Genomic DNA, 18,990 nt, shown 5'->3' on the forward strand with positions numbered 1-18,990 from the left:
GCCCGTCCCGTCCGGAGCCAGCGTATCGGCGCGGTCGGGCTGGAGGAGGGCATCCGCCGCGGCACCGCGGACGGGGGGAGCGGATGCCCGGTCAACGCTGGGTGTGAGGTCCGGTCCGGCGTTTCGACACACCCGTGCGGCGCGCGAGAAGGCCTTGCGCGCCGGCGCGCGCCGTGACCGACTTGATCGCAGCACTGGACGACGAAAGGGACGGTGGCGTCGATGACCCTCAAGAAGGCGGTCTACGAGAAGGAGCTGCTGAGGCTCCAGACGGAGCTGGTCAAGCTCCAGGAGTGGACGCGTGCGGAGGGCGCCCGCCTGGTCGTCGTCTTCGAGGGCCGTGACGCCGCGGGCAAGGGCGGCACGATCAAGCGCGTGGCCGAGCACCTGAACCCCCGTGTCGCGCGCATTGCGGCCCTGCCGACACCGACTGAGCGGGAGCGTACTCAGTGGTACTTCCAGCGGTACGTCGAGCATCTGCCCGCCGCCGGAGAGATCGTCCTCTTCGACCGCAGCTGGTACAACCGCGCCGGGGTGGAGCACGTCATGGGGTTCTGCAAACCCGTCGAGCACCAGCGCTTCCTGCGCCAGTGCCCGCAGTTCGAGCGCATGCTGGTCGAGGACGGGATCCTGCTCCGCAAGTACTGGTTCTCCGTCAGCGACGCGGTGCAGGGGGAGCGGTTCCGGCGCCGGGCGGAGGACCCGCTGCGCCGGTGGAAGCTCTCTCCGATGGATCTGGAGTCCCTCACCCGCTGGGAGGCGTACTCGAGGGCCAAGGACGAGATGCTCGTTCACACGGACACGGCCGACGCCCCCTGGTACGTGGTCGAGAGTGACGACAAGCGCAGCGCGCGACTCAACATGATGGCCCATTTGCTGTCCTCGGTTCCCTATGAAGACGTGGCCGTACCCTCGCTGACCCTGCCTCCGAGGCCGCCGTCCACGGGCTACCAGCGTCCGTCCAAGGAGCTGCAGACCGCCGTACCCGACCACGCGGCCACCCTCGGAAAGGGCTGAACCGAGGTGGGGGCCGGTGGTGTCTACTCCCGGATTTCCAGGACCTCGGTCAACGGACGCCGTGGGGTGTCGGGGCCTGCGGGGCCGTAGCCGAGGCGGAAGACCATCTGCACGTGTCCCATGGCCGCGACCGGGTCGCGGGCCGTCCATCGCAGCTCAGGCCATTCCAGCGGATGGGAGGTCATCGACGTGGCAAGGCCGTCGGCGGTCGCCTGCAGCAGGACCCGCTCCATGGCCTGGCCTGCGCGCAGCCAGTCGGCTCTCGTATCTCCCCCGGTGCTGAGCAGGGCCAGCTGCGGACGCTTCTCGAACACGGCCCAGCCGCGATCCGGTATCGGGTTGGCCCAACCGAAGTCGCGCACGGGGGCGGCCCGGCCGGATGCCTTGGGCCCGAATGCGGCGGCGGGAATGCCGTCGCGGCGCGTCCCCGCATCGCTCTGCGTATGGGAGGTCCAGGCCGTAGTCTCCGCCCGGGCGAGCGGATCGATCTCCTCGCGGTGCTCGGCGTCCCGTACCAGCCCGAGCACGGTGTCGATGTGCCAGGTGTCCGGGACGGTGAGGCGGCAGCCCTCCAAGTGGGCGGCGGCCCACAGACCGTCCAGCAACGCCGTCGGCACCGGCTCCTCGCCGAAGGGGTACCGGCTGGTGTGCCGACGCCGGATGGCGCCGTGCAGGGAGGCCAGTTCGCGTTCCGCGTCCGCGGTGTCGTCGGTGGTCACCGTGGCGAGCAGCCACGGTTCGGCGTCGTCGGGCAGCAGCCGCACGCGGACCGGGAGGCCGAGCGAGGCGGCGGACACGCGGAGGTTGAACAGTGCCGCGCCGCAGCCGAGGTGGAGGCTTCGGTGGTCCGGGTCGGTTCGGGGCATGGCGCGGTCCGGATCGCCGTACAGGGCGAGTGCACCGCTGCCGACATGGAATTCGAACTTCCACGGTTGGGCGTTGTGCATGGACGGGGCGGTGACGGCGTCACCGACGAGCCGGATGACGGTGTCGGGGTCGAAGTGTGTTGCGGTCACGGGACTGTTCCTGTCTGTCCGGCCTCAGTCGTGCGCCACGATGGCGACCGGTGAGGTGGCGTGGTGCATCACCGCGTGGGTGATGGGACCGATGCGGCCGCCGAGAGCCGGGCGGCGGTTGCGCCGGCCGACGACCACGAGTGCCGCGCCGGACGCCGCGTCCAGGATCTGTATGGCGGGCTGGCCGATGACGACGCGTGCGTCGACGGCGAGTCGCGGGTACTTCTGTTCCCAGGGCCGCAGCAGTCCGCGGAGCGTGGTCTCGAGCCCGTCGGCCATCTCCCTCGCGACGCCAGGATCGAGGTGGGGAGCGTAGGAGAACACCGGCGGGAGCGACCAGCCGTGTACGACGACGAGCGGGCAGGCCCGTCGGTCCGCTTCCTCGCAGGCGAAGGCGAAGAGCCGGTCGCAGTTGCTGCGCAGGTCCACTCCCAGCACCACCGGTCCGGCGCCGTCCGCGGGACCGGGCGGTTGGTCTTGGCCGTCGACGGAGCGCACGAGGGCGACGGGCGTCTCGGTCTCGGGGATGGTCGCCGAGGCGGTCGAGCCCACGACGAACCCTGCGACGGCGCCGAGACCACGGGAGCCGAGGACGAGCAGGTCCGCCTCGGCTGCGGACGAGGCGAGGACTTTCGAGGCCGTGAGCCCGCTCGTGCCGCGGGTGCTGATGTCCAGTGTGCCGTGATCGCGCAGCAGCCTGTCCCGCGTGAGAGCAAGGAGGTCCTCGGCCCACTGAGGACGCGGTTCGGGGAGTGGAGCGGCGAAGGGCCCGTACTGTGCCCAGTCCTCCGCATGGACGAGTTCCAGAGCCGCGCCGCGCAGTTCCGCCTCGTTGGCGGCCCAGCCGGCTGCTGCGCTGCCGGCGCTCGATCCGTCCAGACCTACCGTGATCAGGTTCGACATGGTGTTCCTCCCGGGGCCGTATGGCCGGCTTCCTCCAGGTTCTTCCGCTTGCCGTGTCCCTGGGAAGGTCCGAGCGGGCCAACCGGGGACCGTTCGGCCCTCCTTTGCCCGCTCAGCTTCGCTCGGCCTCAGTGCAGGTGAGTCTGCTGTCGACGTCGACGACCCCGTCGACGCTTTGGCAAAGGCGGACCACCACGGGCAGCAGTCCCGGCTGCGGCACGGTGCCGCTGAGTGTCACCAGGCCGTCGTCGACTTCGACGGTGATGGCCGAAGGAGCGAGGTGGAGTGTCCGGGTGAGTACGTCCTCGAGGATCTCTGCCTGTATCGCGTGATCGCGGCGGAGGAAGAGCTGGATCAGATCGCTGCGACTGAGGATGCCGACCAGGCGGCCTTCCTCGTCGACGACCGGCAGCCGCTTGACCCGGTGCCGTTGCATGACGCGGGCGGCGCGCACCACGCTCCACTCGGGCCGTGCCGTGACGGCCGGGCTCGTCATCAGCTGCTCGGCGGTTGCCGCACCGCCGACGGGCCGCCGACGGAGCAGGTCGGCTTCGGAGACGACCCCGACCGGGTGGCCGGCTTCGTCGATCACCGGCATGGCGGTGATGTCGAACTCCTTCAGGAGCCTGGCGATTTCCTTGAAGGCGGTCGCGCGCCGGACGGTGACGGCGCTGGGCGTCATCAGGTCCGCGACGCTGCGGTGCCTCATGGCGGTCGTGCCCTCATGCCGAGACAGGGGCGACGAAGTCCGCCTTGACGTCCACGACGCCCGGTACGGTTCCGGCGGCGCGTACGACGATGTCTTCCATCGCGGGGTCCGGCAGCGACCCGCTGAGGTAGGCGATGCCGTTGGCGACGTGGACGTGCACCTCGACGGGACCGTGCGCGTGGACGTGCGCTTCGGCGGGAAGTTGTGGGAGCAGCTGGTACATGACCAGCTCGCGGATCTCTGCGCCGATGTCCTCGTCCGGGCGCAGGAAGACCTTGAGCAGGTCACCGCGACTGACCACGCCGACGAGGCGGCCCTCGCCGTCGACCACGGGAAGGCGCTTGAGGTGCCTGCGGGCCATCAGACGTGCCGCGGTGGGGATGGTGGCGTCTTTCGTGACGGTAACGGCCGGGCGGGTCATCAGTTGCTCGGCGGTGGTGTCGTGGGCCGTGTCGGCGCCCTGGGGCTTGAGCAGCAGGTCGGCTTCGGAGACGACGCCGACCACCTGTCCTTCCTGGGCAAGGACGGGGAGGGCGCTGACGTTCCACATACGCAGCTCTTCCACGATGTCCTTGAACGCGGCTCCTCGGTCGACAGAGATCACGGCGTGAGTCATGACGTCCTCGACGTTGCGCAGGTGCTTCATGGTCTTCCTCCTCGACGGGACGGCCGGTACTCGCGATGGTGCGAGGGCGTTCACCGGATGCGGCTCCTTCAGTCGTGGGCGATGACGGCCACGGGGGATGCTGCGTGGTGCAGGACCGCGTGGGCGGCGGTGCCCAGGTGCGCGCCGAGGGGAGAGTGGCGCACACGGCGTCCCACAACGACGAGTCCCGCACCCTGGGTGGCCTTGACGAGATGCTCGCCCGCCGACCCCGTGAACACGGTGTGGATGACGTTCACGTCGGGGAACTTGTGCTGCCAGGGCAGCAGCATGTCGCCCACCATGTGCGTGACGCTCCTGCCGATGTCCCGTTCGTTGTCCGGGTCGAAGAAGGGGGCGTAGCTGTAGGCGGTCGGCATCTTCCAGCCGTGCACCGCCCGCAGCGGGCAGTCGCGCCGGGCCGCCTCTTCGAAGGCGAAGGCGAGCACCCGGTCGCACGCTTCATGGATGTCGACGCCTACGACGATCTCGGCGCCCGAGCCCGTGCCCGGCCCGTCCGGATCGTCGGCGAGGCGGACGAGGACGACGGGGGTGTCGGTCGCCACCACGGTGGACGTCGCCACCGAGCCCATGACGAAACCGACGAGGCCGCCCAGACCGCGCGATCCCAGAACAAGCAGCCCGGCGTCGGCGGCCTCGGCCGCGAGGGCGGCGGCCGGCCGGGCCGTCAGGCAACGGGTCGTGATCTCCAAGCTCTGGTGGCGCCGGTGCAGCTCCTGTGCGGCTTCGCTCAGGGCCTGGTCCGCCCAACGGTCCACGTCCTGGCGGCCCAGGCCGGGGTACACCGGGTCCAGAGGCCAGTCAACGGCGTGCACCAGCCGCAGCGGCACCCGGCGCAGGACGGCCTCCTGCGCTGCCCAGCGGGCCGCTGCCCTGCTCTCCGGGGAGCCGTCGACTCCGACGGTCACGTGGTGTTGCATGGCTGCGATTCCCTTCGTACCATCCGGTGTTCATCACCACGGCATTGCGTGCCGGTCCGCCTGAGTGGCCGCCGTGTCGTCGGTGCGGGCGGTGACACGCGATGCCACAGCGACGACTCCTTCGACTTGCTCGACGAGGCTGATGAGCGGGGGGAGCTGACTCCGGCGCTCGACACGGCCGTCCAAGGTGACGAAGCCGTCCACGACGTGGACGTCGACGTCCTCAGACGGCACACCGAGTACCTCCGTGAGTACCTCGTCGGTGACACGTCGGCGTATCTCGGAGTCCGGGCGCAGGAACATGCGGAGCAGGTCCCGGCGGGTGACGATGCCGACGAGCCGGTCCTCCACGTCCACGACGGGGAGGCGTTCGATACCTCGTCGGGTCATCAGCCGTGCCGCGTCAGCCACCGTCTCCTCGGTGTGGACCGTGACCGCGGGCGCGGACATGACCTCGCCCGCGGTGGGCGGCCCAGGTGCCGGTGTGGTCATCTCAGGGAGATGGGAGCCCGGCACCGCGTGGGCAAGCAGGTCTGTCTGCGAGACGACGCCCACCACACGGTCCTCGTCATCCAGGACAGGGACCCCGGAGATGTCGTACTGGGCGAGGAGCTTCGCGACATCCTTGAAGCCCGTGCCCGGGGCCACGGACACGACCTCGTCGGTCATCAGGTCTGCCACCTTGATGTGCTTCATGAGGCCCTCCTGCTCCGCCGTGCCCCACGAGGCTGGTGTCCGGTGTGGGGTGTGCCCCCACCATCCATCGACGATCGCCGGCGATCGAGGGCCGAACGGTCCCGACCGGGGCCCGTCAGGGCCCGACGTGACTGGTCGACCACGACGGGACCTTTGGTCCCGTCGCCGGTCCCGGGCGGCCCTCTTGCCGAAGCGCCGGAGGTGCCAGCGTGAGGGGTGTCCCTCATAGGCTCTCGGTTGGGAGGAATCGTGGAAACCACATTCCGCACCCCGGATACCAGCTCGGTCATCGTCGGCGTGGACGGCTCGGAGTCGGCACAGGTCGCTGCCTTGTGGGCAGCCAAGGAGGCCGTACGCCGGGACCGTCCCCTTCACATCGTCTTTGGCGCCGACACCGACGGCAGGGCCTTGTACCTGTCGGCGGAGACCATCGAACGGGTCCGCGTCAACGGTCGGGCGCTCCTGGACCAGACGGCGAAGACCGTGTCGGCCGAGCACCCGGGGCTGAACGTGACCACCGAGTTCAGCCGCGCGGGCGCCGTCGACAGCCTGCACCGGGCCGGCGGGCTCCACGGCACGGTCGTGGTGGGCAACCGCGGCCTGGGCGGGTTCAACTCCCTCATGCTCGGCTCGGTCGGGCTGGGAACCGCAGCCATCGCCATGACGCCCGTCATCGTTGTCCGTGGCGTCGAGGGGGCCGAGGAGACCGACACCGTCCTCGCGGCCATCCGCGATGAGCACGACCTCCTGATCGCCCGGTACGCCGCCAAGGAAGCCGAGCTGCACAAGGCCTCCCTGCGGCTGCTGCACGTCTGGAACGTGCTCCAGTCCGTCGGCGAAGTGGTCAGCATGCTCGACGGCGTCGACGAGATCGCCGGCGGGCACGCTGAGGCCCTGCGGGCCGTCACGGACGTGGTCCGCGGGGAGTTCCCCGACCTGGAGGTGAAGGCCGATGCGGAGAAGAGCATCTCCGTGGCCCGTGTCCTGGTCGAGGCGTCCCGTCACGCCGACCTGCTCGTCATGGGCGGCCGCCGGGCCCCAGGCTCCCTCGGGCTCGCCCCCAACCTGGGCAAGGCCACGCACAGCCTGCTGCACCACGCCCACTGCCCCGTCCTCCTCATCCCCCGGACCGGCACCGACTTCGGGAGCCGGTCATGACCAGTCACCAGACAGGAAGCCATGACCTCGTCGTGGGCATCGATCCGGACAGGGACTGGCACCTCGCCCTGGCCTGGGCCGCCGACGAGGCGCAACGGCGCCGGCTCCCGCTGCGCCTGGTGCTCGCCGTACCGCCCCAGCACGACACCCATCACGTGGACGGCACCCCCGACCAGATGGCCCTGCGGCAAGCCGGATCCGACAGACTCGAACAAGCGTGCAACTGGGTGCGTGACCGCCAACCGGAGGTGGCGGTGACCAGTGATCTGCGCGGCGGATTCCCGGCCCATGTGCTGGGCGGCGCGGCGCGGGAAGCCCGCATGGTCGTCCTCGGATCCCGGCACCTGAGCCGCACCGCCGAGTTCTTCAGCGCCGGCTCCCTCGTGGTCCCCGTCACCGCCCAGGCTTGTTGCCCGGTAGTCGTCGTGGGCGACGCCGAGCACATCAGCCAGCAGCCGCCGTACCTCGTCGCGGGCATCGACGGAAGCACGTCCGCCACCGCCGCACTGGCCTTCGCCTTCGACGAGGCCGACCTCCGGGGCGCGGCGCTGCGGGTCGTCTGCGTGTGGCAGCCCCCGTTGATCATGCTGGACGACGAAGAGGTGGCGCTGCGGGCACAGCGGGCCCTGCTCTCCGAGGCCACCGCCGGCCTGTCCGACAAGTACCCCGACGTGCACGTGACCCACGAGGTCCTCACCGGCCACCCCGTCGAGGAACTCGCCCAGGCTGCCGAGCACGCCCTGTCCGTCGTCGTCGGCCGACGCGGCCGCGGCGGATACACCGGCATGCGGATCGGGTCCGTCGTCCACGGCCTCCTGCACCGTGCGCACTGCCCGGTGATCACCGTCCCCACCGGATGAGCCCGCCATGACCAGCCGCGCGATCGACCAGCCTGTCGGCTCCCCAGCCCCGGCGGGGCTGACCCAGGCCGAGGCCGAACACAGACTGGCCCGCTACGGACGCAACGAGGTGGCTCCTCCGCAGCCCCGGTCCCTGCGCCGGCGGGTTCTGGCACAGCTGCGTGATCCACTGATCATGGTGCTGCTCGGTGCCGCACTGCTGACCATCGCGATCGGCGATCACCCGGACGCCGTCGTCATCGGTCTGGTGGTCGTCTTCAACACGACCGTGGGCGTCAGCCAGGAGGTCCGGGCGGACCGCGCGGTCGCCGTGCTCTCCGCTCTCTCGGCCCCACACGCCCGAGTACGGCGCGACGGCGAAGCGCACGACGTGGCGGCAGCGCTCGTGGTGCCGGGTGACAGCCTGCTCCTGGGCGAGGGAGACATCGTCGCCGCGGACGCAGATCTCACCGAGGCGTCCGCTCTCCTCATGGACGAGTCGATGCTCACCGGCGAATCGGAACCCGTAGCCAAGGCCGCCGGTGACACGGTCGGCGCCGGCACCGTCGTGGTGCGCGGGCGGGGTGTCGCGACCGCCACGGCCACCGGTCCCTCCAGCGCCCTCGGCCAGATCGCGGCGCTCCTCGACGGGGAACGCGGGCCGACCCCGCTCCAGCGCCGCCTTGCCTCCCTCGGCCGCGTCCTGGCCGCGGCCACCGTCGCCCTGTGCGTGCTGTTCTTCGCCCTCGGCCTCGTACGCGGTCTCGACGTGAGCACGATGGCCGTCACCGCCATCAGCCTCGCCGTCGCGGCAGTACCCGAGTCGCTGCCCGCCGTCGTCACCCTCGCCCTCGCCCTCGGGGCCCGCCGCATGGCGGCCCGGGGGGCCCTGATCCGACGCCTTCCGGCCGTCGAGACACTCGGCTCGGTGAGCGTGCTGGCCACGGACAAGACCGGCACCCTCACCGAGGGCCGCATGGTCGTCCAGCACGTGTGGACGCCGTCCGGATCCGCCGACGTGTCCGGCAGCGGTTACGAACCCGAAGGAGCCCTGACCCGCGCCGGCCACTCCCTGGCACCCGAGCAGCTCCGCCCCCTGCAAGAGCTGCTCACCACGGCCGCACTGTGCAACGACGCGAGCCTGAAACCGCCCCAGGGCGGATCCGGCGTGTGGACGGCCGTGGGCGATCCCATGGAGGCCGCCCTGCTGGCAGCCGCTGCCAAGGCGGGGTGCCCCGACCCGGCCGAGCTGCACAGAGCCTGTCCCCGAATCGGCGAGGCGCCGTTCGACAGCCTCCGCAAACGGATGACCACCCTCCACCATCTGCCCGACGGCAACGTCCTGGTCTGCCTCAAAGGGGCGCCCGAGGCCGTCCTGGCTCCCACGGTGCTCGCCGAGCCGCCCGAGGTCCTGGACCGGGCCCGCCAACGTGCAGCCGAGCTGGCCGCGCACGGATTCAGGGTCCTGGCAGTGGCAGGCACCGAACGGCTCCAGTGGAGCCGACCCGCCGCCGAGGCGGAACACGGACTGAGCCTTCTCGGCCTGATCGCCATCAGCGATCCCCCGAAAGCGGCGGCAGCGGCCACCTTGGCAGCCTGCCGCGCCGCCGGCATCACCCCGGTCATGATCACCGGCGACCATCCGGCGACGGCCCACGCCATCGCCGTACGCATCGGACTCGTCGAGGACGGCCGGGCCGACGCGGTCGTCACCGGACCAGAGCTGGCCGCGGCGCCGGACACCGACCTGACCGCGGTCCGGGTCTTCGCCCGGACCGATCCACAGCAGAAGCTGGACATCGTCCACGCCTGGCGGGCCCGCGGCGCAGTCACGGCCATGACCGGGGACGGGGTCAACGACGGCCCCGCCCTCCGCCAGGCCGACATCGGCGTCGCCATGGGGGCCCGCGGCACCGAGGTGGCCCGCCAGGCCGCCGACCTCGTCCTCACGGACGACGAGCTCTCCACCGTGGTCACGGCCGTCGAGGAAGGCCGCCGCGTCTACGACAACATCCGGCGCTTCCTCGTCTACGCCATGGCCGGCGGAACGGCCGAGATCCTCGTGATGCTGGCAGGTCCCCTGCTCGGCTTGGCCCTCCCGCTCAGGGCGGGACAGATCCTGTGGATCAACCTCCTCACCCACGGCCTCACCGGCGTGGCCATGGGCGCAGAGCCGGCAGCACCCACGGCGATGCGGCGGCCGCCCCGGCCGCCGGGACAGCACATTCTGGCCGCAGGCGTGTGGCAACGCCTCCTCGTCCTCGCCGCTGCCGTGACAGTGTTCAGCCTGACCGCCGCCATCGGCGCGCGTGGCATGGGCCTGCCCTGGCAGAGCGTGCTCTTCCTGTCCCTCCTCGGAGCCCAGCTGGGCGTGTCCCTGGGGCTGAGGGCCCGTTTGCTCACCACCCAGAACCTCTTCCTCCCCGCCGCCGTGGCGGCCTCCGCCCTCCTCGCGATGGCTGCCCTGCACGTTCCCGCCCTGCAGTCGCTGCTGGACACCCAGCCGGTGGGCTGGGCCGGCGCAGCCCTGGCCACTGCGGCAGCCCTCGCAGCATTCGTCACAGCCCGGCTCCTGCGGAGCGCATTCCACCGAAAGGCATGACCATGAACACGTATTCACCTGCGGACGCGCACGGCATCCATGCCGCAGTGGGCGACCAGATCCTCGTCGGCGGTCCCATGGTCGGAAAGCCCGGCCGTGACGGCGAAGTCGTCGCCCTGCACCACGACGACGGCACCCCGCCCTATGACGTGCGCTGGTCCGACACCGGCCGCACCAGCGTGTTCTTCCCCGGCCCCGACGCCCACGTCCGGCACCTGCACGACGAAACCGGCCCGCCGCGGCACGAGGAGAGGCCGAACGGCGCAACGGCCTCTTGCTGACTGGGAAGGCCCTCCGGCCGGAGATACCGTGGAAGCGCTGGCCCTCTCATCATTGCTGCCGTACGGAGGTGGGGCGTGAGCGCTGGTGACCCGCCTGCCCGAAGTGGTGTCCCGCGGCTGCGGCTCGACGAGCTGCTCGACGAGCTCCAGGTACGCATCGACGAGGTCAGGGGTACCCGGGACAGGCTGAACGGCCTCCTGGAGGCCGTCATGTCGGTGGGTCGGGAACTCGACCTGCCGCATGTCCTGCGCGGCATCGTCGAGGCGGCGGTCGTACTCGTGGACGCCGAATACGGGGCCCTAGGCGTCATCGGGGACGGCAAGAAGCTGGACGAGTTCCTGCCCGTCGGCATCAGCGACGGCCTCCGGGCACGGATCGGGGACCTGCCGTCGGGCCACGGCATCCTCGGTGAGCTGATTCGCCACCCCGAACCACTGCGGCTGTCGGAGCTGTCCGAGCATCCCGCCTCGTACGGATTCCCGGAGCACCACCCGCCGATGCACTCCTTCCTCGGTGTCCCGATCCGGGTCCGCGAGGAGGTCTTCGGCAACCTCTATCTGACCGAGAAACGCGGCGGAGCAGAATTCGACGCCGAGGACGAAGCGGTCCTGTCCACCCTCGCCGTCGCGGCCGGCATCGCCATCGAGAACGCCCGTCTGTTCGCGGAGGTACGCCTGCGCGAGCGCTGGCTGGAGGCCAGCTCGGACATCACCAGCGCCCTGCTCTCCGGAGCGCCGGAGGAGGAGGTCCTCGAGGGCATGCTGGACCGGGCCAAGGACATCACCGGCGCGGACATGGGTGTCTTCTACCTGCTCGGCTCCGCTGGTGAACTGCGGGGCTCCCTTGCCCTGGGGGAGGGAGCGGAAGCGCACCGCGGGATCGTCCTGCCCAGCACCCGGGGCACCCTCGCCGAAGCCGCGCTGGCCCGCGACGGACTCATCGCGGTCCCCGACGTGGCGGCCGATGAGCGTGTCACCGTCCAGCCCGAGAGGTGGACCGGCTTCGGCCCGGCCGTGGCGGTCACCGTCGGCACGAAGGAAAAGCTCAGCGGCGTCCTGATGCTCGCCCGCCGGCACGGCCGCCCCGGCTTCGCCGGATCGGAGATCGCCGCGCTGCCGGGGTTCGCCGGCCAGGCCGCCCTCGCACTGGAGCTGGCCGACCGGCGCCGCGACGCCGAGCAGATGAGCCTGCTGGAAGACCACGACCGCATCGCCCGCGACCTCCACGACCTCGCCATCCAGCGGCTCTTCGCCACTGGCATGACCCTCCAGAGCGCCCAGCGCTTCGTCGACCACCCCCAGGCGTCCGAACGCCTGGCGCGCGCCGTGGACGACCTGGACGCCACCATCAAGATCATCCGTTCCACCATCTTCGGACTCCGTGAGCACGAGACCCCCGGGCAGACGTCCAAGCTGCGATCCCGGCTGGTCACAGCGATGGACGAAGCCGCAGCAGCTCTCGGATTCGCCCCGGCCCTGCGAATGGAGGGCCTGATCGACACAGACGTACCGTCGGCGGTCGCGGACGAGGCCCTCGCCGTGGTGGGGGAGGCACTCACCAACGTCGCCCGCCATGCCGAGGCCACGCAGGCGGAGGTCTCGATCGTCGCATCGGCCGGAAACCTGACCGTCACCGTGACCGACGACGGTGTCGGCCTGCCCGACAGCGGTAGGCGCAGTGGACTGCGAAACCTCGCAGAACGCGCGGAGAGACTGAACGGCCGGATGAAGGCCGCAGCGCGGGATGACGGAAAGAGAGGCACTCGCCTGGAGTGGCAGGTGCCCCTGGTTCCACCACCGCAGTGACCGACTCCGGCGTCACTACTGCTTCGCCGTCCCGGTGCCGTCCTCGTGCACCTGGGCGGCGATCACGGCCGCCTGGACCCTCCGCTCCACGCCGAGCTTCCCCAGCAGCCGTGAGATGTGGTTCTTGACCGTCTTCTCGGACAGGTAGAGCTGCTTGGCGATCTGCCGGTTGGTGAGGCCGTCTCCGATGAGTTCCAGGACGGCCCGCTCGCGTTCGGAGAGAGCCGCCAGTCGGGCGTCCTGCGGTTCCTTCGCCACCGCAGGATCCCGCAGGGAGTTCATCAGGCGCGCGGTGGTGGCCGGGTCGAGCATGGACTGCCCGGTCGCCACCGTCCGTACGGCGGAGACCAGGTCGGAGCCCTTGATCTGCTTCAGCACGTACCCGGCGGCGCCCGCCATGATCGCGTCCAGCAGTGCGTCCTCGTCATCAAAGGACGTCAGCATCAGACAGGCCAGGCCGGGCATGCGCGAGCGCAGCTCGCGGCAGACGGTGATGCCATCACTGTCGGGAAGCCGCACGTCGAGCACGGCCACGTCCGGGCGCAGCGCAGGCCCGCGAGCCAGTGCCTGCTCGGCCGTGCCCGCCTCGCCCACGACGGTGATGTCCGGTTCGGCGTCAAGGAGGTCCCGCAGTCCGCGCCGGACCACCTCGTGGTCGTCGAGGAGAAACACCCTGATCGGAGCTCCGGCGGAGGCATTCGGATCGTCGGACATGATCGCCCCTGGTGCAGTGCCAATGACGCATTTCCCATCGAATTGTCTCAGGAAGGCGCACAAAACACCCCGTAATCGTGAGGCGGCACTATGCGGCCACGGCGCCGTCCAGCTCCATCCGGACGTCCACGACACCTTCGACCGCGCGGATCGCCCGTGCGAGCAGGGGCACCAGGGCCCGGTCCCGCAGCGGGCCGCGCAGGGTGACCACGCCGTCCTGGACGCCGAAATCCGCGTTCACGCCGGGTGCCAGCTCGCTGAGGACGCTCTGGCGGATCTCCTCCGCGAGCTCCTCGTCGGGCCGCAGAAACACCTTCAGCAGGTCACTGCGACTGACCACGCCCTCCAGCATGCCGAGCGCGTTCACCACGGGGAGGCGCTTGACGTGCTTGCGCGCCATGATCCTGGCAGCTTCGGCGACAGGCGCGTCGGGGTGCACGGTGATCGCCGGGCTCGACATCAGCTCCTCGGCCAGCACCCCTCCGGCCTTCGACGCTTCCTCCAACTGATCAGGCAGGGTGGGGTCCGTACGCCGGAACTCCTCCTTCGGCAGCAGATCCGCTTCCGAGACGACTCCGACGACGCGCCCCTCGCCTTCCAGGACGGGGACCGCGCTGACCTCCCATTGGTGCATCAGCTCGACGATCTCCTTGTAGGAAGCTTCGCGGCCGATGGCGACGGCGGTGTGCGTCATGACATCACTGACGGTGTAGCGGGATGCGGGCATGACCGGCTCCTTCGGCGTACGGACGATCAGAGGAAGCTGCCGCTGCCGTAGGGCGCGTACAGATCGAGAAGGCGCACACGGGCGGCCTGCAGCCGGTTGGCAAGGACCTGCCCGACCCAGTGGCCCAAGGCAGAACCGAAGGCAGGGTCGGCGTCCATCAGTGCCCGCACGCGCTGCGCGTCGAACTCGTACGCGCGGACGGGCGTCATCGCTTCGGCGCCCAGGCGCCAGGAATAGGGCTTGAAGAGCCACGAGCAGCCGACCAGCTGGCCGGCGCCGAGGCTCTCGATGACCGCGGCGCGCCGCCCTGGCACATGGACGTCCAAGGTCACGGTGCCGGAGCGGACGATCCAGAAGCGGTCGGCGTGGCCGCCCTCGCGGAAGAGATGGGTCCCTTCTGCGAAGTTGACCTCTCGGGCCAGTTCCATCAGGCGGGAACGGCAGTCTGCGGGCAGTGCCTCGGAGATACGGGTGGGTGAAGGGGTGCTCATGGACGGCCTCCTGTTCGAGTCCGTCTTCAGTCTTGGTCTTCCCACCGGTCCCGAGCATGGGCCCTGTGGTCCCGTCCAGGGGCCGATCGGCCCCTGTCCGAGATCGGAGTGCGCGGAGAACCTTGCAGCAGACGGTCCGTTCACGCCTTCACCCCTGGCCGACCGGCAGGCGCGCGACATGCGGGAACGGGCACGGCATGGTGAGCGGGGTGTTCACCTCCCGTGCCATGCCGTCGATCCGGATCCCGCCTGCTCGCTCGACGAAGGGCGACCACGATGAAGAGCCACCCGGCCGGTGCGACCACCGCTTCGCCTGCCGACAGCGTGCCGGGACGAAAGATGGAAGAGCTCGGGACTGACGAGGCGCTGCAGCTGCTCGGCACCGCCGAACTGGGCAGGATCGTCTTCACCCGTCACGCACTGCCGGCGGTACGCCCGGTGAACCACGTCCTCGACGCTGGCGACATCATCGTCCGCGTCCAGGACGGATCGACGCTGGCGGCGCTGCTCGCGACCCAGCAGGGTGCGGGCGTGGTCGTTGCCTACGAGGCCGACGACATCGACCCGGGTGAACATCTGGGCTGGAGCGTGGTCGCCACCGGCTACGCCACCGCTGTCACCGACGCGGACGAGATCGAACGTTACGCGCGCCTCCTGGAGCCCTGGGCCGTGGGCAGCGCATCGCGCGCGATCCGGATTCGCCCCGACCTGATCACGGGCTTCCGCTTGCGCGAGGGCAGCCCGTAACGTCGCCCGCACGCGCGCTTCGCCTCCACACCGCCCTCCGCACGTCACGATGGTGCGGCACACACCCGCAGGAATTCCGGAGGTGCCATGCCGAAGCGCGGATGGACCGTGGCGGTCCCACCTGCTTTCCACGGCTACCGCTTCTCCTGGCTCCGGGGTGACGTACTGGCCGGCATCACGGTCGCCGCATATCTCGTGCCACAGGTCATGGCCTACGCCGGCGTTGCCGGCCTCCCGCCGGTCGCCGGGCTCTGGGCCGCCCTCCCCGCCATGGTCCTCTACGCCCTCAGCGGGTCCTCCCGTCTGCTGTCCGTAGGACCGGAATCAACCACCGCCCTCATGACCGCCGTGGCCGTGGGCCCGCTGGCGGCCGGCGACCCCGCGCGCTACGCGCTGCTCTCGGCGGCCCTGGCCGTCGTGGTCGGCCTGCTCAGCCTCGTCGCCTGGGCCGTGAGGCTGGGCTTCCTCGCGGATCTCCTCTCCCGCCCGGTGCTCGTCGGCTACCTGGCCGGCGTCGCCCTGATCATGATCGTGGACCAGCTTCCCCGCCTGACCGGAACCACCAGCAGCGGATCGCACTTCTTTCCCCAGCTGTTCTCGTTCCTCCACCACCTCGGTGACGTGCACTGGCCCACCGCCCTGCTCGCCGGCGGATGCCTCGCCCTTCTGTTCGCTCTGCCCCTCCTGTGCCGACCGCTGCCCGGGCCTCTCGTCGTGCTGGCGCTCGCCACGGCAGCGGTGGCGGGCTTCGCCCTCGACGAAAACCACGGAATCAACGTCATCGGAGCAGTCCCGACCGGCCTCCCGGGCTTCGCCCTGCCCGATCCGTCCGACTACGCCGACTTGGTCCTACCGGCAGTCGGAGTGCTCCTCGTCGGATATTCGGACGTCGTCTTGACCGCGCGCGCCTTCGCCCGGCACGACGATCCGCACCCCTTGGCCGCCAACCGAGAACTACTGGCGCTCGGCGTGTCCAACCTCGGCGCCGGCGTCCTGCACGGCTTCCCTGTCAGCAGCAGCGCCAGCCGCACCGCTCTCGCCGACTCCGCCGGCGCCCGCACCCAGGCGTACTCCCTCGTCGGCGCCGTATGCGTGGCCGCCGTACTGCTCTTCCTGGGCCCACTGCTGGCCCACACCCCGTCCGCCGCCCTCGGCGCCATCGTCGTCTACGCCGCCGTACGCCTGATCGAGGTGGGCGAGTTCCGCAGGCTGGCGGCCTTCCGACGCCGTGAGTTCCTGCTCGCGCTCGGCTGCGGTCTGGGCGTCCTTGCCTTCGGCATCCTGTACGGCGTGCTCCTTGCCGTGGCGCTCTCCGTCGCCGAACTGCTCATGAGAGTCGCCCGCCCCCACGATGCGGTCGAAGGCATGGTGCCCGGACTGGCCGGCATGCACGACATCGACGACTACCCGACCGCGCGCACCATTCCCGGTCTCCTCATCTACCGCTACGACTCCCCGTTGTTCTTCGCCAACGCCGAGGACTTCCGCCGCCGGGCCATGGCATCGGTGACGGTTCAGGACGAACCGGTGCACTGGTTCGTCCTGAACACCGAAGCGAACGTCGAGGTCGACATCACGGCCCTCGACGCTGTCGAGGCCCTGCGCTCCGAACTCGCTCAACAGGAGATCGTGTTCGCCCTCGCCCGCGTCAAGCAGGACCTGCGCCACCCCCTCGACGTCTATGGCCTGACAGCAAAGGTCGGCCCGGAGCGCATCTTCCCCACGCTTCCCACAGCCGTTGCCGCTTACCGGGACTGGCAACGCGCCACAGGCCGCCCTCCAGCCCTCTGAGCATGACCGCGACCGAGTAGGCGGACGCTGAGCACGGGAGGATCAGCATCGGACCTGCCTCGGAGGCGCTGCGGCCCTTTATGATTCCAGGAGCGCCAGCATGACTTGTCCACGCACTTGCTGTCTGTCTTGAGCGCCCCGTAGCCGCAGTCGTCCGTACCGCGTCAGATGTGGTTCGAGGAGATTCCGGATGAGTTTATAGAGATCGGGGTGCCGACGGCCGAGCTCCTCGCGGGCGTCGCGCGCCGCTGCCATAAGGAGCGGCTTTTCGGGATGAGCATGCTCGGCGATGCTGATGGCATCGTGTACGGCATACCGAAGGCGCCGGTTCTCCCCGTACCGCTGGAGCAGGTTCCCGAGGAGGCGCCGTCGGCCCATCAGTTCTCTCACCTCGTGGAGCGACTGTGGGCGCAACTCCTCCCAGGCCAGGGGAGCGAGGTTTTGAGCAGAGGAGCTGAGTGCACCCGGTGCCACATCAGTCTGGAGCTGCTTCAGATGCTGGCGCCAGCGGTGCAGGAGGAGCGGATGACAGAGGGCGTCATCGCGGTCGGCCTGCGTACTGGCATCGTGAAGCACGCGGAGCCGGAACTCGCCCTCGCTCATGCTGTGGACGTGTAGGGCATCCCCATGGAGGGGAGCGTGAATCAGACCACGTGCCGTGGCACGCTCGATGGCGCCGCGTCTGGTCCGGACGGCCGCTGACGCTTCCGGTGGCAACCCGGCGGCCGCCGCGTATTCGGTGAACAGCTGGCGAAATTGCGGTTCGAGATGTTGGGCGAGCCAGAGGAGCGCCTGCTCTCTCGGATCATCCGTGGCCGGGAGTCCGGGCAGGACCCCGGCGGCGGTGAGGTCCTCCGTACGGCGTCGCTGAAACTCCTTCCGGGCTTCCTGGGCGCGTTGCGCTACGGCCGTGTATTGCCAGTCGAGGTGTTGCGCCTCTTGGTCCCACAGGCCGACGGCAAGGCATCGTTCCTCACGACGGATCTGCAGGTCGTGCTGGGCGTGCGTCAAGGCATCGATGGAAGCGGACAGTCGATCGCCGTCGTAGACAGCTCCAAGCGGAGGGCCTCAAGGTTCGGGTCCGGCGGAAAGATCGTCACCTGGCTATCGCACGGTTTCGCCCCCACATCTGTCAGTGCAGACCTCTGCCCTATTTGGCAGGATCCGCGCAGCCGTGACGTTGCTGCGGAGCGTTCTGCTGGTGCGCGCGCCGGCGTTCGGGGTTTGGGAGGAGGAGAAGTGTGATGAAGCAGGTGTGGTCCGTGGCCATCCGGCCCGGCGACTATGGGCCGGTCCTCAGCTGTCACAGCTGCGGCAGCGTGAACAGTGCCGGTCGAGACGTGCGGTCCGCGGCCTTCGGGCATCTGGCGGAGCATGCCCGGAGAGAGGCTCTGCCGCAGCACCTGCGGGTCTGCCGATGCTCCGAGCAGGGTTGCCGTTGGCACCGCAGCCGTCGTGGGTGTCATGGAGCCCTCGAGCTCGTCCTCGTCAGAAGTGAAGGCGGGCGCCGCTGGACACTGGCCGAGGCGTGCCTGGCGTGCGCTCGGGCGACGGAACAGGCCGCGGTTATCCCTTCGACCGTTCTGGCGGTCCGGCCCTCGCTCAGGCCCGGCGCCACGGTTCCGGCCGGGTACCGGCATGGTGACGCGCAGCGGCGGCGGGTGGCCTACCTACTCAGTTACCTGGCCTCGGCGTTGGATCCGGCTGTGGGCGCGCATGCCCGTCTGGTGGCCGTGCAATTTGCGCTACGTGCTTCGCGGGCGGGAGGAGTGCGGCTCCCTGGAGGTCTCTTGCGGGGGATGGGTGTGCACAGCCGTGTGAGTTTGTGGCGGGAGCTTGAGTTCGAGGGATGGCTGCGATGGTCCGGATGCTGGTCGGGAGCCAAGCGCAGTTCTGCTGTGGAGGCTCA

Annotated in this window: 19 protein-coding genes; 10 read left to right on the forward strand and 9 right to left on the reverse strand. The window is 70.1% G+C overall.

From position 1 onward, the window contains the following. Nucleotides 1-222 precede the first annotated feature (222 nt). A complete protein-coding gene (gene ppk2, locus AB0M92_RS16435; protein WP_366102827.1) occupies nt 223-1,017 on the forward strand; it encodes a polyphosphate kinase 2 in 795 nt (264 codons plus the stop codon). A 23-nt stretch (nt 1,018-1,040) separates the two neighbouring features. Here the strand turns inward: ppk2 and AB0M92_RS16440 are convergent, their stop codons facing one another. The 6 genes from AB0M92_RS16440 to AB0M92_RS16465 form a co-directional block, all read right to left on the reverse strand. Then, a complete protein-coding gene (locus AB0M92_RS16440; protein ID WP_366102828.1) occupies nt 1,041-2,033 on the reverse strand; it encodes a nitroreductase family protein in 993 nt (330 codons plus the stop codon). A gap of 24 nt (nt 2,034-2,057) precedes the next feature. After that, the gene (locus tag AB0M92_RS16445) at nt 2,058-2,936 is read right to left on the reverse strand and encodes a universal stress protein (protein WP_366102829.1); all 879 of its coding nucleotides are present in this window, start codon (nt 2,934-2,936) and stop codon (nt 2,058-2,060) included. A gap of 112 nt (nt 2,937-3,048) precedes the next feature. Continuing rightward, nucleotides 3,049-3,645, reverse strand: a complete 597-nt coding sequence (locus AB0M92_RS16450; protein WP_366102830.1) for a CBS domain-containing protein — start codon at nt 3,643-3,645, stop codon at nt 3,049-3,051. Nucleotides 3,646-3,658: 13 nt separating this feature from the next. Then, nucleotides 3,659-4,291: a CBS domain-containing protein gene (locus tag AB0M92_RS16455; RefSeq protein ID WP_366102831.1), complete on the reverse strand. Its 633-nt coding sequence runs from the start codon at nt 4,289-4,291 to the stop codon at nt 3,659-3,661. 68 nt (nt 4,292-4,359) lie between these two features. Continuing rightward, on the reverse strand, nt 4,360-5,229 hold the full coding sequence (locus AB0M92_RS16460; RefSeq protein ID WP_366102832.1) for a universal stress protein: 870 nt from the start codon (nt 5,227-5,229) through the stop codon (nt 4,360-4,362). Nucleotides 5,230-5,262: 33 nt separating this feature from the next. After that, nucleotides 5,263-5,898, reverse strand: a complete 636-nt coding sequence (locus tag AB0M92_RS16465) for a CBS domain-containing protein (RefSeq protein WP_366102833.1) — start codon at nt 5,896-5,898, stop codon at nt 5,263-5,265. Nucleotides 5,899-6,174: 276 nt separating this feature from the next. Here AB0M92_RS16465 and AB0M92_RS16470 point away from each other — a divergent pair, with 276 nt between their 5' ends. From AB0M92_RS16470 to AB0M92_RS16490, 5 genes are all read left to right on the forward strand, one after another. Continuing rightward, nucleotides 6,175-7,083 carry a universal stress protein gene (locus AB0M92_RS16470; RefSeq protein WP_366102834.1) on the forward strand — a complete coding sequence of 303 codons (909 nt, stop codon included), beginning with the start codon at nt 6,175-6,177 and terminating at the stop codon, nt 7,081-7,083. Further along, on the forward strand, nt 7,080-7,943 hold the full coding sequence (locus tag AB0M92_RS16475) for a universal stress protein (protein ID WP_366102835.1): 864 nt from the start codon (nt 7,080-7,082) through the stop codon (nt 7,941-7,943). The genes AB0M92_RS16470 and AB0M92_RS16475 overlap by 4 nt, the downstream gene beginning before the upstream one ends. Before the next feature lie 7 nt (nt 7,944-7,950). Next, nucleotides 7,951-10,524, forward strand: coding sequence for a cation-translocating P-type ATPase (locus AB0M92_RS16480; protein WP_366102836.1), 2,574 nt, complete (start codon nt 7,951-7,953; stop codon nt 10,522-10,524). Continuing rightward, entirely contained in the window at nt 10,521-10,805 is a 285-nt protein-coding gene (locus AB0M92_RS16485; RefSeq protein WP_366102837.1) for a DUF1918 domain-containing protein, read from the forward strand. The genes AB0M92_RS16480 and AB0M92_RS16485 overlap by 4 nt, the downstream gene beginning before the upstream one ends. Nucleotides 10,806-10,880: 75 nt before the next feature. Then, nucleotides 10,881-12,611 carry a GAF domain-containing protein gene (locus tag AB0M92_RS16490; protein ID WP_366102838.1) on the forward strand — a complete coding sequence of 577 codons (1,731 nt, stop codon included), beginning with the start codon at nt 10,881-10,883 and terminating at the stop codon, nt 12,609-12,611. A 15-nt stretch (nt 12,612-12,626) separates the two neighbouring features. On the opposite strand, the gene AB0M92_RS16495 is transcribed toward AB0M92_RS16490, so the two are convergent. The 3 genes from AB0M92_RS16495 to AB0M92_RS16505 all read right to left on the reverse strand — a co-directional run bounded on the left by AB0M92_RS16495 (nt 12,627) and on the right by AB0M92_RS16505 (nt 14,543). Then, nucleotides 12,627-13,325 carry a response regulator transcription factor gene (locus tag AB0M92_RS16495; protein ID WP_366102839.1) on the reverse strand — a complete coding sequence of 233 codons (699 nt, stop codon included), beginning with the start codon at nt 13,323-13,325 and terminating at the stop codon, nt 12,627-12,629. 88 nt (nt 13,326-13,413) lie between these two features. Then, nucleotides 13,414-14,052, reverse strand: coding sequence for a CBS domain-containing protein (locus tag AB0M92_RS16500; protein WP_366102840.1), 639 nt, complete (start codon nt 14,050-14,052; stop codon nt 13,414-13,416). A gap of 26 nt (nt 14,053-14,078) precedes the next feature. After that, nucleotides 14,079-14,543: a cyclic nucleotide-binding domain-containing protein gene (locus tag AB0M92_RS16505; RefSeq protein ID WP_366102841.1), complete on the reverse strand. Its 465-nt coding sequence runs from the start codon at nt 14,541-14,543 to the stop codon at nt 14,079-14,081. Between the two features lie 276 nt (nt 14,544-14,819). Here AB0M92_RS16505 and AB0M92_RS16510 point away from each other — a divergent pair, with 276 nt between their 5' ends. From AB0M92_RS16510 to AB0M92_RS16525, 4 genes are all read left to right on the forward strand, one after another. Beyond that, a complete protein-coding gene (locus AB0M92_RS16510; protein WP_366102842.1) occupies nt 14,820-15,290 on the forward strand; it encodes a pyridoxamine 5'-phosphate oxidase family protein in 471 nt (156 codons plus the stop codon). 87 nt (nt 15,291-15,377) lie between these two features. Next, nucleotides 15,378-17,081: a sulfate permease gene (gene sulP, locus AB0M92_RS16515; RefSeq protein ID WP_366102843.1), complete on the forward strand. Its 1,704-nt coding sequence runs from the start codon at nt 15,378-15,380 to the stop codon at nt 17,079-17,081. Nucleotides 17,082-17,249: 168 nt separating this feature from the next. Continuing rightward, entirely contained in the window at nt 17,250-17,699 is a 450-nt protein-coding gene (locus AB0M92_RS16520; protein WP_366102844.1) for a hypothetical protein, read from the forward strand. 138 nt (nt 17,700-17,837) lie between these two features. After that, entirely contained in the window at nt 17,838-18,326 is a 489-nt protein-coding gene (locus AB0M92_RS16525) for a hypothetical protein (RefSeq protein ID WP_366102845.1), read from the forward strand. Nucleotides 18,327-18,990: the final 664 nt, after the last annotated feature.

The organism is Streptomyces sp. NPDC051582, from assembly GCF_040681715.1.
Taxonomy (GTDB): domain Bacteria; phylum Actinomycetota; class Actinomycetes; order Streptomycetales; family Streptomycetaceae; genus Streptomyces.